The organism is Streptomyces sp. PTL18, from assembly GCF_059510295.1.
In genome coordinates this window covers 254,200-266,543 of record NZ_JCAJZO010000007.1, presented here as the reverse complement: position 1 = coordinate 266,543, position 12,344 = coordinate 254,200, and the positions used below count along the sequence as shown (strand labels likewise).

General features: G+C 71.9%; 9 protein-coding genes, 1 pseudogene and 1 riboswitch. Of the genes and pseudogenes, 5 read left to right on the top strand and 5 right to left on the bottom strand.

Annotated elements, in window-relative coordinates; translation table 11 throughout:
- Positions 1 to 37 precede the first annotated feature (37 nt).
- Entirely contained in the window at positions 38 to 2,545 is a 2,508-nt protein-coding gene (gene pcrA, locus AC5WS8_RS16515) for a DNA helicase PcrA (RefSeq protein ID WP_496104133.1), read from the bottom strand.
- 282 nt (positions 2,546 to 2,827) lie between these two features.
- A riboswitch (cyclic di-AMP (ydaO/yuaA leader) is annotated at positions 2,828 to 2,998 on the top strand.
- A 7-nt stretch (positions 2,999 to 3,005) separates the two neighbouring features.
- Between pcrA and AC5WS8_RS16510 the strand changes: the two genes are divergently transcribed.
- Together AC5WS8_RS16510 and AC5WS8_RS16505 are read left to right on the top strand one after the other, a co-directional pair.
- Positions 3,006 to 4,157: a C40 family peptidase gene (locus tag AC5WS8_RS16510; protein WP_496104132.1), complete on the top strand. Its 1,152-nt coding sequence runs from the start codon at positions 3,006 to 3,008 to the stop codon at positions 4,155 to 4,157.
- Between the two features lie 248 nt (positions 4,158 to 4,405).
- Positions 4,406 to 5,377: a tellurite resistance/C4-dicarboxylate transporter family protein gene (locus AC5WS8_RS16505; protein ID WP_496104131.1), complete on the top strand. Its 972-nt coding sequence runs from the start codon at positions 4,406 to 4,408 to the stop codon at positions 5,375 to 5,377.
- Here AC5WS8_RS16505 and AC5WS8_RS16500 read toward each other — a convergent pair.
- Positions 5,355 to 5,708, bottom strand: coding sequence for a hypothetical protein (locus tag AC5WS8_RS16500; protein WP_496104130.1), 354 nt, complete (start codon positions 5,706 to 5,708; stop codon positions 5,355 to 5,357). The two genes, AC5WS8_RS16505 and AC5WS8_RS16500, sit on opposite strands and share 23 nt — an antisense overlap.
- 492 nt (positions 5,709 to 6,200) lie before the next feature.
- Between AC5WS8_RS16500 and AC5WS8_RS16495 the strand changes: the two genes are divergently transcribed.
- Positions 6,201 to 7,262: a C40 family peptidase gene (locus AC5WS8_RS16495; RefSeq protein ID WP_496104129.1), complete on the top strand. Its 1,062-nt coding sequence runs from the start codon at positions 6,201 to 6,203 to the stop codon at positions 7,260 to 7,262.
- A 358-nt stretch (positions 7,263 to 7,620) separates the two neighbouring features.
- On the opposite strand, the gene AC5WS8_RS16490 is transcribed toward AC5WS8_RS16495, so the two are convergent.
- Both AC5WS8_RS16490 and AC5WS8_RS16485 read right to left on the bottom strand, forming a co-directional pair.
- Positions 7,621 to 8,328 (bottom strand): LuxR C-terminal-related transcriptional regulator, encoded by a 708-nt coding sequence (locus AC5WS8_RS16490; protein ID WP_496104128.1) that lies wholly within the window; start codon positions 8,326 to 8,328, stop codon positions 7,621 to 7,623.
- Positions 8,325 to 9,617, bottom strand: a complete 1,293-nt coding sequence (locus AC5WS8_RS16485; protein WP_496104127.1) for an ATP-binding protein — start codon at positions 9,615 to 9,617, stop codon at positions 8,325 to 8,327. The genes AC5WS8_RS16490 and AC5WS8_RS16485 overlap by 4 nt, the downstream gene beginning before the upstream one ends.
- A 177-nt stretch (positions 9,618 to 9,794) precedes the next feature.
- Here AC5WS8_RS16485 and AC5WS8_RS16480 point away from each other — a divergent pair, with 177 nt between their 5' ends.
- Both AC5WS8_RS16480 and AC5WS8_RS16475 read left to right on the top strand, forming a co-directional pair.
- On the top strand, positions 9,795 to 11,360 hold the full coding sequence (locus AC5WS8_RS16480; RefSeq protein WP_496104126.1) for a PspC domain-containing protein: 1,566 nt from the start codon (positions 9,795 to 9,797) through the stop codon (positions 11,358 to 11,360).
- The gene (locus tag AC5WS8_RS16475; RefSeq protein ID WP_496104125.1) at positions 11,347 to 11,610 is read left to right on the top strand and encodes a hypothetical protein; all 264 of its coding nucleotides are present in this window, start codon (positions 11,347 to 11,349) and stop codon (positions 11,608 to 11,610) included. The genes AC5WS8_RS16480 and AC5WS8_RS16475 overlap by 14 nt, the downstream gene beginning before the upstream one ends.
- On the opposite strand, the pseudogene AC5WS8_RS16470 reads toward AC5WS8_RS16475, so the two are convergent.
- Positions 11,601 to 12,132, bottom strand: a pseudogene (locus AC5WS8_RS16470) (DoxX family membrane protein). The gene AC5WS8_RS16475 and the pseudogene AC5WS8_RS16470 sit on opposite strands and share 10 nt — an antisense overlap.
- Between the last annotated feature and the right edge of the window lie 212 nt (positions 12,133 to 12,344).

Sequence of the window (12,344 nt, the reverse complement as noted above, 5' to 3'; positions counted from 1 at the left end):
CGGGCCCCCGCCGTTCGGTGGGGGCCCGGGTGCGCGGCTAGAGCTTCTCCACCGGCGCGTACCGCAGCAGCAGCCGCTTCGGCTTCTCGTCCCCGAAGTCGATCGTCGCCTCGGCGTTCGACCCCGTGCCCTTCACGGCGACGACCGTTCCCAGACCGAACTGGTCATGGGTGACGCGGTCGCCCACCGCCAGCGCGACCACCGGTCGCTCCGTCGCACCGCCCCGGCGCGTGGCGAACCCGGACGCGCCCGCCGCCGACGAGCGCGAACGAGAGGACGACAGCGAGGCCGCCACCCCCGAGAACGGTCCGGTCGCCGGCGCGGCGGAGGCACCACCCTTCCGCTTCCACTCCACGTGCTGCTCCGGGATCTCCTCCAGGAACCGCGAGGGCGGGTTGTACGACGGCTGGCCCCAGGCGCTGCGCAGCGCCGACCGTGTGAGGTACAGCCGCTCCCGCGCGCGGGTGATCCCGACGTAGGCCAGGCGCCGTTCCTCCTCCAGTTCCTTCGTCTGACCGAGCGCGCGCATGTGCGGGAAGACGCCGTCCTCCATGCCGGTCAGGAACACCACCGGGAACTCCAGGCCCTTCGCGGTGTGCAGGGTCATCAGCGTGATGACACCGTCCCCCTCTTCGTCGTCGGGGATCTGGTCCGAGTCGGCGACGAGTGCGACCTGCTCCAGGAAGTCGGCCAGGGTGCCGGGAGCTGCGGTACCTGGGGTCTCCCCGGCCTCACCGCGCTCCTGCTCGAACTCCAGGGCGACAGCGGCGAGTTCCTGCAGGTTCTCGATCCGGGTCTCGTCCTGGGGGTCGGTCGAGGACTGCAACTCGGCGAGGTAGCCGGTGCGTTCCAGGACGGCCTCGAGAACCGTGGCCGGTCCGGCACCCGACTCCACGATCGTGCGCAGCTCGTCCATGAGCGCGTTGAACCGCTTGACCGCGTTGGTGGAACGGGCCGCCATGCCGTACGCCTCGTCCACGCGGCGCAGCGCCTGCGCGAAGCTGGTCTTCTCGCGCTGGGCGAGGGCGTCGATCATCGCCTCGGCACGCTCACCGATCCCCCGCTTGGGCACGTTCAGGATGCGCCGCAGCGGAACGGAGTCCTCCGGGTTGGCCAGCACCCGCAGGTAGGCGAGGACGTCCCGGACCTCCTTGCGCTCGTAGAAGCGGACGCCGCCGACGACCTTGTAGGGCAGGCCGACCCGGATGAACACCTCTTCGAAGACTCGGGACTGGGCGTTGGTGCGGTAGAAGACGGCGACGTCGCCCGCCTTCGCCTCGCCCGCGTCCGTGAGGCGGTCTATCTCGTCGGCGACGAACTGGGCCTCGTCGTGCTCGGTGTCGGCGACATAGCCGGTGATCCGGGCGCCGGCGCCGGCGTTGGTCCACAGATTCTTGGGGCGGCGGGACTCGTTGCGCTCGATGACCGCGTTGGCGGCGCTCAGGATGGTCTGGGTGGAGCGGTAGTTCTGCTCCAGCAGGATCGTCGTGGCGTCCGGGTAGTCCTCCTCGAACTGGAGGATGTTGCGGATGGTCGCGCCGCGGAAGGCGTAGATCGACTGGTCGGCATCACCGACGACGCACAGTTCGGCGGGCGGGACGTCGTGCTCGCCGGGCGGGACGTCCGCCGGGTGCCCGAAGGTGCCGACGAGTTCGCGCACCAGGGCGTACTGGGCGTGGTTGGTGTCCTGGTACTCGTCGACGAGCACATGGCGGAAGCGGCGGCGGTAGTGCTCGGCGACATCCGGGAAGGCGCGCAGCAGGTTGACCGTCGTCATGATCAGGTCGTCGAAGTCGAGCGCGTTCGCCTCGCGCAGCCGGGACTGGTAGAGCGCGTACGCCTGGGCGAGGGTCTTCTCGAAGCCGTCGGACGCCTGGGCGGCGAAGTCCTCCTCGTCGATCAGCTCGTTCTTCAGGTTGGAGATCTTGGCGCTGAAGGACTTGGGCGGAAAGCGCTTCGGGTCCAGGTCCAGGTCACGGCAGACGAGCGCCATCAGACGCTTGCTGTCGGCGGCGTCGTAGATGGAGAAGGAGGAGGTGAAGCCGAGCTTCTTGCTCTCCCGGCGCAGGATGCGGACACAGGCGCTGTGGAAGGTCATCACCCACATCGCGTTCGCGCGCGGGCCGACGAGCTGCTCGACCCGCTCCTTCATCTCGCCCGCGGCCTTGTTGGTGAAGGTGATCGCGAGGATCTGCCCGGGATGGACGCCCCGCTCGGCCAGCAGATACGCGATGCGGTGGGTGAGCACGCGGGTCTTGCCGGAGCCGGCGCCGGCGACGATGAGCAGCGGGGAGCCGGCGTGCACGACGGCAGCGCGCTGGTTCTCGTTCAGCCCCTCCAGCAGGGCCCTCATGTCGACGGCAGGGCGGTGCGCGCCGTTGCGGTAGTAGGCGTCCCTGTCCGGGGGCAGGTCGAACTCCCCGCCGAACAGATCGTCCGGAACCGGCTCCGGAGCGTGATCGTCCTCGGGCGGCGGGGGCTCCTCCTCCTGGGCCGGAGTGGCCTTGAGGTCCGCCAGGAAGCTGTCGTCAAAGAGGCTGCTCATCGCTCTCCGAGTCTAGGCCGCCCCACCGACAGCCGGTCGCCGCCCTGGAAACTCCACGGCCCGGAACCGGATCCCGCCCCCGGCGACGCCCGAAATCGAGCACCGGACGCCTCGTCACCGAGGAGAATCGTCGACTCACGGTCGGTACTCGAGAACGGGGGCGCCGGAAAAGGTCACGAATACGTATCGGGCATATCACGCATCAACCTTCACAGGAGCCCCAACAGTTGGCTACCGTGCCGGGCGGGCCGTACGACCCCCACCGGCGAACGTCGCCGGGCCGCGCGGCCTCCGCCGAGTCCGGTGCCCCCGTGGCAGCCGGAGCCGGGGACCCACCCGACCTTGGGGTGAATCGGCCAACCGCCCTGCGCGGTACGGCCGTAGGGCACACCTTCCGGAACAACCCGCCCGAACCCGACAGCTAACCCGGTAGGCGGTGCATCGGAAGGAGACGCCTCTCATGGCGCCGCACCGCAAGCCGCGTCCCGCGGGCACACGCATGGCCGGCATACGCACCCCCGCACTCGCGACGGCTGCCCTCACCTCCGTGGCCCTGCTCTCGCAGACCGCCAACGCCGCACCCTCCGCCGACGGCAGGCCGAGCGTCGAGGAGGTCGAGAAGAAGGTCGACGACCTCTACCGCCGCGCCGAGTCGGCCACCGATCAGTACAACGCGGCCAAGGAGAGAACGGACCGGCAGCGGGAGCGCGTCACCGCGCTCCTCGACGACGTCGCAAGACGTACCGGGAAGCTCAACGAGGCGCGGGACCGGCTGGGTTCCTTCGCCGCGGCCCAGTACCGCACGGGTGAGGTGGCCCCCGACACCGCCACCTTCCTCCTCGCCGACACGCCGCAGGACTACTTCGACCAGACCCAGCTGATGAGCCGGCTCACCGGCCGTCAGAAGGAAGCGGTCGACGAGTACGTCACCGAGCAGGCCGCGACGATGAAGAAGCGGCGGGAGGCCACCGAGAGCCTGCGGTCGCTCACCGAGTCGCAGCAGAGGCTCCGGTCGGCCAAGACGGACGTCCAGAAGAAGCTGGCCGCCGCGCGGGACCTGCTGTCCGAACTGACCGCGCAGGAGAAGGCACGGCTCGCCGCGCTCGAGAAGAAGAAGCAGGAGGAGGCGCAGCGGCAGGCGGAGGAGCTGGCACGGCAGCAGGCGGCGCAGCAGCAGGCGGCGCAGCAGCAGCCGTCCACCGCCACGACCGGCTCGTCGGGCTCTTCCACGGGCTCCACGGACTCCTCGTACGCGACGCAGGCCGCCGAGGCGCTGGCGTTCGCCCGTGCGCAGATCGGCAAGCCGTACGTGTGGGGTGCCACCGGGCCCGGCTCGTACGACTGCTCGGGTCTGACCCAGGCCGCCTGGAAGGCCGCCGGGGTGTCGCTGCCGCGCACCACCTATGACCAGGTGAACGCGGGCACGACGGTCTCACTCGCGGACGCGCGCCCCGGCGACCTGATCTTCTTCTACGACGACATCAGCCATGTCGGTCTCTACATCGGCAACGGCATGATGATCCATGCGCCGAAGCCGGGGGCGTACGTCCGCGAGGAGTCGATCTACTACGGGGGCGCGTCGATCATCCACAGTGTGGTGCGACCGGCCTGACCCGGCGCCTGTCCGGCCACGCGCGCGTGCTCACCCTGTACGGCCACGCGCGCTCACCCCGCCCGGCCACGCGCGTGCCCCGTCCGGCAGGCGCGCGGTGACGTCTTTGCCGTACGCGCGCGTGGTGACGCCTGTGCCGGTGCGCGCGTGGTGACGCCCGCCGTCCGGCACGCGCGCGTGGGGTTGTTTTCCGCGGTGGCGCGCGCGCCCCGTACGCAACCCGCGTGCGCGTCCCTAGCATCGGGCGCATGTCAGGCACCTCCGCGCTGCGCGCCTGGTGGGCGCCGCGTCCGCCCGCCACCGGGGCCGCCGTCATGGCGACCGGCGTCCTGTCGGTCGGCTTGCACCTGACCGGCCACCAGGTCCTCTCCCGCATCGCCCTGGTTCTGGCGGGCACCGCCTGGTTGGGGCTCGCCGCCGACATCGCCCTGCGACTGCTGTGGCACCGGGAGCAGTGGCGGACCCGGACCGGTTCAGCGGCGGCGCTCACCGTGGTGGCGGCGACCACCGTGCTGGGCTCGGGAGTGTCCGCGCTGGACGGGCAGCCGCCTGCCGTGGCGCTGCTCGCACTGGCCGCGGTGCTCTGGGGCTGCCTGGTTCCGTCGACCGTGCCGAACTGGGAGCGCCGGATGCCGGGGGCGGTGTTCCTCGGGTGCGTGGCGACGCAGGGGATCGCGGTGCTCGGGGCGGTGGTCGCGGCGGCCGTGGGGGTGGCGTGGCTCGCCCACGCGGCGCTGGTGTTCTTCTGGCTCGGGCTGGTGTTCTACCTGATCGGACTGGGCTGCTTCGACTTCCGGCAGGTGGTGACCGGGCCGGGCGACCAGTGGATCCCCGTCGGAGCACTCGCCGTCTCGGCGGTGGCCGGTTCGCAGCTCATGACCGCCGCCAAAGGGCTCTACCTCTGGAACAACGACGACAGCGGCGTCCTGCGCCGCGTCACCGTCGCCCTCCTCGCCCTCACTCTGGCCTGCTACGCCGCCTTGGCGGGGGCCGAGGTACCGCGGCCCCGGTTCCGCTACGACGTCCGGCGCTGGTCGACCGCGTTCTCGATGGGGCTGACGGCGCTGGCGGCGCTGTCCGTCGCCTCCTCCCGGGGCGTGCCGTGGCTGCGCGGCCTCGGCCGGGTACTGCTGTGGATCGCGGTGGCCGTCTGGTTCCTGGTTCTCGCCGGAGCCGTCACCTCCGCAGTGGACGGCCTCAGGTCCAGAGCACGGCGATGAAGATGTTCGCCAGGGTCGCGGCGCCGACGAGGCCGAAGAGGGGCTTCTCGACGCTCTCCTCGTCCCGCTTCACATAGACCAGGCCGAGGATGACGATCAGCAGGGCCAGCTTGGTCCCGATCTTGATCGTGTCGACCGAGTGGTGGTCCGCCTGGTTGAGGCCGACCAGCACCACCCCCGTGACGAGCATGGTCAGCGCACCGTGCAGCATCGCGGGCACGAAGCGCGCCGTCCCCTGGCCCATCGCCTTCATCTGGGTGAGGAAGCCGCCGAGGAGCGCCGCGATGCCGACGATGTGCAGGCCGACGAAGAGGTGGATGAGTACGTCCATGAGGCCGGAGCCTAATCAGCGCGCCTGTGCCGGCTGACACCGCCCCGGCGGATGTGACGCCGCTCGCTCGACCCCTCCGGTCCGGCCGCTGCATGGCGTCCTGCGGCCCTCCGTGTGGTGCGTCCTGCAGCACTCCGGCCACGCCGCATATATGCGCCCTATAGCAGTCCGCAACCGCCCAGTGCGACGGATCCGCCGCATCGGTCATCGCACAGCGTGAAGACGGCGACCCGACACCGGGATCACGGTCACATACGGTCACCGTCAGTCCGGTCGTGCCACTTCCGTACATCGGGCCCCCAGCGCATCGTGAACGGGTTTAGCGTCCTCCCCCAGGTACCCGGCTCCCCATCGCCGCCCGGGCCAGGGGCGGCCGTCGGGCACCACCGCCGAGAAGGTCCGGCGGCGGCGCGTTCCCCCTGTGCGGGCCGCCGCCGGACGCGCGACACCGTCCGTGGCCCCGGCGGTCGTACGAAAGGACGTGGCGTCCAGGTGGCAGCGCACCGCAAGCCCAGACAGCGTTCGCTCGGCGGCGGCACGGCCCGCACCGCCGCCACGATCGCCCTCGCGGGAGCGGCGACCGCGACCGGCTTCGACGGCACGGGACATGCCGAACCACCCCTGTCGCCGACGCAGGTCAAGGCCGAGGTCGACAGGCTGTACCAGGAGGCGGAGGTCGCCACCGAGAAGTACGACGGTGCCAAGGAGCAGGCGGAGGAGGCGCAGAAACGGCTGAACGCCCTGCGGGACGAGGCGGCCCGCCGGACGGACCGGCTGAACTCCGCGCGGGAGGCGCTGGGGTCCGCGGCGGCGGCACAGTACCGCGACGGGGGCCTCGACCCGGCGGTGCGGCTGCTGCTCTCCTCGGACCCCGGGCAGTACCTCGACAACGCCGCGTTCGCCGAGCGGGTGGACAGCCGTCAGGCCGGGGCCGTGACGCGGGTGCGCGACCAGCTGCGGGAGATCGAACGTCTGAGCGGTGCGGCACGCGTCGAGCTGGCCTCACTGACGTCCCGGCAGACAGAGCTACGGCGACAGAGGCAGACGATCACCGAGAAGCTGGGCGAAGCACGACAGTTGCTGTCCCGTCTCACACAGGGGCAGCGGGCACAGGTCGCGGGGGACGGGGGCGCGGGGCGGGCGTCGCGGTCCGAAGGGCGCGATCTGCCGGGAGCGGTGGCGGCCGCGACCACTCAGGCGCCGGACGCCCGGGCTGCGGCAGCGGTGGCGTACGCCTACGGCAAGCTCGGCAGCCCGTACGTCTGGGGCGCGACCGGCCCGAACGCGTTCGACTGCTCGGGCCTGGTGCAGGCCGCGTACCGCTCGGCGGGCATCTCCCTGCCGCGGACGACCTACTCCCAGATCGACGCGGGCCGACGCGTCCCGCGCTCCGAACTCCTCCCCGGTGACCTGGTGTTCTTCTACTCCGGGGTCAGCCACGTGGGGATCTATGTCGGACACGGCCAGATGATCCATGCCCCGAACCCGTCGGCACCGGTCCGCCTGGCACCGATCGACGAGATGCCGTTCGCGGGCGCTACTCGGGTCGTGTGACCCGGCGCACCTCGTCCAGCGCACGGCCGGTCTGGGCAACGCCTTCGCCGACGACGGTTCCCGGTGTCGCCGCGTGGCCGAGCAGCAGGCCCGGCGGGCCGGAGCTCCGGCGGTGCCACGACAGCGGTTGCGTCTTCAACCCCGGGCGAGCGCCGCTGCCGCCGGCGCGGTGTTCTCGAAACGCGCCCCCTCGAAGGTGATCCGCGGATGGCCGTCCGGTCACGGCGCCGTGCACGACCGTCTGCGGCAGCCGTTCCCGGATCGCGATGATCACGGCGTCCCGGCGTCTGCGGTGACGGCGCCGCAGTAGTGGCCGGGCAGGCAGTCGAAGCGGATCGAGTGCACGCCTCCCGGACGGTCACACCAGCCGGCGTGCCGTCGCCCAGCGGGTCAGTTCGTGGCGGTTCGACAGCTGGAGCTTGCGCAGGACCGCCGAGACATGGGACTCGACCGTCTTCACCGAGATGAACAGCTGCTTGGCGATCTCCTTGTACGCGTAGCCGCGGGCGATCAGGCGCAGGACCTCGCGTTCGCGCTGGGTGAGGCGGTCCAGGTCCTCGTCGACGGGCGGGGCGTCGGTCGAGGCGAAGGCATCCAGCACGAATCCGGCCAGGCGGGGGGAGAAGACGGCGTCGCCCTCCTGGACCCGGAAGATGGAGTCGACGAGGTCGGAGCCGGTGATCGTCTTCGTCACATAACCGCGGGCACCACCGCGGATCACTCCAATCACGTCTTCGGCGGCGTCCGACACGGACAGCGCCAGGAACCGCACCGGCTGCTCGGGGTCGGCCGCCAGCGGGGCACAGCGGCGCAGCACCTCCACCCCGCCGCCACCCGGCAGGTGGACGTCGAGGAGCACGACCTCGGGGCGGGTCGCGGTGATGACGGCGACCGCCTGGTCGACGTCGGCCGCCTCACCGACGACCTCGACACCGGTCAGCTCCGTCTGCCCGATCTCGGCCTGCACTCCCGTGCGGAACATACGGTGGTCGTCGACGAGCACCACCCGCACCCGCCGGTCCGCGTTCCCCCCGGACACCGCGGCCTCCCCGTTCACGTCGCTCATGACGTCGTCTCCGCCCTCTCCATCTCCAGCTCGACCTCCGTGCCGCCGTCCGGTACCGCACGCAGCCGTGCCGTGCCGCCGTTTCGCTCCATTCGGCCGATGATCGATTCTCTGACACCCATGCGGTCGGCGGGTATCGCGTCGAGGTCGAAGCCGGGGCCGCGGTCGCGGACGGACACGAAGACCGTCTTGCCCTCGACCTCGGCGTAGACCTGGACGGCGCCGCCCTCGCCACCGTACTTGGCGGCGTTCACCATCGCTTCGCGCGCGGCCTGCAGCTGTGCGCCGATCCGTTCGTCGAGGGGGCAGTCGCCGACGACGACGACCTCTATGGGGACGCCGTGCTTGTCCTCCACCTCCGCCGCGTTGCGCCGGACCGCCTCCGCGAGGGTGTCGGGCTCCTCTGCCTCGTCCTTGCCGGTGCCCTCCGGTTTGTAGAGCCAGGCGCGCAGGTCGCGCTCCTGGGCGCGGGCGAGGCGGCGCACCTCGCCCGCGTTCTCCGCGTTGCGCTGGATCAGGGTCAGGGTGTGCAGCACCGAGTCGTGGACATGGGCCGCCACCTCTGCACGCTCCTGGGCGCGGATGCGCATCAGGCGCTCCTCGGACAGGTCCTGGGTCATCCGCACCAGATACGGTCCGGCGAGCAGCGTGATGCCGACGAGGACGGCCAGCGCGGCCTGCAGGACCGAGCCGAGGTGGGCGGCGGAGCCCTGCAGCACGAACATGCCCGAGACACCGGCGGTGACCAGCAGCACACCGGCCGCCGCGCGCAGCAGGGTGAGGGTGCGGCGGCGGCTGCCGACCTCCATCCAGCGTGCCCGCCGCGCGTTGTCCGCCTGACGCCAGACCAGGGCGACGCCCGCGGCGACGAGAACGGCCGGTATGAGGTAGACCTTGGCGACGCCGTCGAGCTTCATGCTGCCCACGAACGTCAGCGCGACGACGACCATGAGGAGCAGGGCGACGATCTGCCCCCGGTCGGGCTTGCGGGCGACCAGTCTGCGGCGGCCCTGGGGCGAGGTCCCGGTGCCGACCATGGACGGGGAGCGCCGGCCGTCGACGCCGCCGACGCCGAGCGGGACGAAGAACCAGAACGCGGCGTACAGCAGCGCGCCGAAGCCGTGTGACAGGAACAGGCCGACGAAGACGAGGCGGACCCAGATCACGGGCAGCCCGAGATGCCCGGCCAGCCCCCGCGCCACGCCCCCGAGCCAGCGTCCGTCGCTGCTGCGGTAGAGCTTGCGCGGCGGCCGCGGATCGGTGAGGGGCAGCGTTGCGGCGTCCGGCATGCCAACGATGGTCACACGGCCGGACCGGCCGGGCATCAGGGTCGTTCCCTTAGACGCCCCTGATCTTCGGATCCGGGTGATCGAACACTTCCCCCCGGCGGGGTCGGGGCAGATTTCAGGGTTGGGCCAGGGTCGTCCCGACTGCCGCAGGGCGCCTGCGGCGGCGACCATGGACACATGACGGATCAGCAGCACGCGGCAGGGGACGACACCGCCCCGCGGCACGCCCTGCCCGTGTCCGGGCCAGCCGCGCCCGCTGCGGACGAGGAGCCGCGTGCCCAGGCGGGCGCGGGTGTGCGACAGGATGCGTCCGTGCGCGAGAACGGAGGCGAGGACGCCGGCATGGGTGAGGGCGGGACCGGACACCCGGGGCCGGGCGCCCGCACGGGTGCGGCGGCGCGCGAGCAGGCCGACGCCCGGCAGGACGGGTCCGGACGCGGCGGAACCGCACCCCCCGCACCCGGCGACGCGGCGGTGGCCGAGGAGCCCGGCGGGTTCCGGCGCGACCGGCGGCACAAGATGCTGGCGGGCGTCTGTTCGGGCCTGGCCCGGCAGTGCGACATGGATCCGGTGATCTTCCGGATCGTGCTCGCGGTGCTCTCGGCGGCCGGCGGCCTCGGCCTCATCTTCTACGGCTTCGTCTGGCTCCTCGTGCCCTACGAGGACGAGGAGGAGAACGAGATCCGCAAGCTGCTGACGGGTCGTGTCGACGGTCAGGCCCTGGCCGCGGTGCTCTTCGCCCTGGTGGGCTGCGGAATCTTCCTGTCGATGCTCAGGAACGGCAGTGTGCTGACCTTCGCCGCCGTCCTGTCCCTGCTCCTCGCCGGCGCCGGGTACTGGTCACGGCAGCGCGGCGCTCCCGACCCCGACCCGCTCGCGGCACAGGCGGTGGCCGACGCGCCGCCGGAGGCCACGGCACCGCCCGTCCCCGCCTCCTATCCCTCCTGGTGGCGGGACCCCATCGTCAAGGACGGCACCCACGTGGGCGGCACGGGCTACCTGTGGGGCCCGACCGACAGCGCCGGCCGCGACGTCGCGGCGGCGGTCGCCATCGCCCGGGGCTCCGCGTACGCGGAACGCATACGGACCGAGCAGCGGGCCCGACCGAGGGGGCCGCGCTGGATCGGCGGCTGGGTGTTTCTCCTCGCCCTGCTCGCGGGTGGCCTCGGCACTCTTCTGACCTGGGACGACCGGGCACTCGGCACGAGTCTGCAGACGGGCCTGGCCTGTGCGCTGGTGGCGTTCGGCGTGGGCATCGCGGTCAGCTCGTCCCTGGGCCGTACGGGCGCGGGCTCGGTCTTCCTCGCGGTGCTCACGGCGGCCCTGCTGGCCGCCTCGGCGGCCCTGCCGAAGGACATCGGCACCCAGTGGAGACACACGACCTGGGCGCCGGCCTCGGTGTCCGCCGTGCGGGAGAAGTACGACCTGGGCACCGGCGTCGGCACCCTGGATCTCAGCCGTCTCGGGCTCGTCGGCGACGAGACGGTGACGACCCGGGCCGAGGTGGGCGTGGGCCGGTTGAAGGTCGTGGTCCCCCGGGAGGCGACGGTGAAGCTGAACATCGACACGGGCGTGGGCGACATCCGGTTGCCGGGTGACTCCCGGAAGGACGTGGACGTGGAACCGGGCAAGCACCGTCAGGTGACGCTCACCCCCGGGACGGGGACGAGGAAGGCGGCCACGCTCCGCCTCGACCTGAAGGTCGGCGTGGGCCAGGTGGAGGTGGACCGTGCTGCGTCATGAGTTCCAGCCGGGCCGGCTGGTGGCCGGGATCTTCCTGGCCGGTGCGGGCGTCGCTTACGTGGGTGATGCCAGGGGGGCATGGGAGACGCCCTGGTTCGCGATCTTCCCGATCGTGATCGGCGGCCTCTGCCTCGCGGCCGTGACCGGCCTGCTCACCCGCGCGGTACGCAGGCACAGGGCGCCCCGCGCCGGCCGGCGGACCGGACCGGAGGGGGCGCGGGCGGACGCGGTGCCGCCGGCTCAGCGATAGCCGCCCGTGCGTTGCCGTCGTCGGGCGCGCAGGGCGGCGTCGAGGGACAGGACCGGGGTGCCGGCGAGGACCAGCGGGATCCAGGCCATCAGGTAGGCGAGGTCGTTGCCGTAGTAGTAGGGGGGTGGAGGCCCAGCTGACGGTCAGCCACAGGCTCAGCGAGATCAGCGCGCCGCCCAGCGCGGCGAGGCGGCCCAGCAGCCCGAGGAGCGTGCCGACACCGACGGCGAGTTCGCCGAAGGCCACGGCGTAGCCGAAGCCGACGGGGTTCTTCAGCGCCAGGTCGACCAGGGCCGGGATGGCCGAGGTGCCGCGCACGGAGTGCATCAGCTCGCCGATGGACCCGGTGCCGGAGGCGTGCATGAAGGCGCTGTTGGTGAGCTTGTCCAGGCCGGCGTAGAGGAAGGTGACGCCGAGGAAGACACGCAGTGGAAGCAGGGCGTACCGGGTGGCGGTGTCCCGCCAGGTGCTGCCCTCGTCGACGTAGGAGGTGTGGGAGTCCGTGCGAATGCCGTGAACCATCGTGCCGCCGCCTCTCGCCCCGCCGTACCCAGCCCTTACTCCTCAACAGACCATACGTACGAAAGGGGGCAACCGCTCAACCGCGCGCGGACACCTTTGCCGTTCCCTGGCCCAGGAGTTGCCGTCAACTCCGGACGAACGGGAGGCGACGCGCCGGCTCGGCGCGGCGGACCGGGGGATGCCCCGGCTGAGCCGAACGGGGCATCGCACCC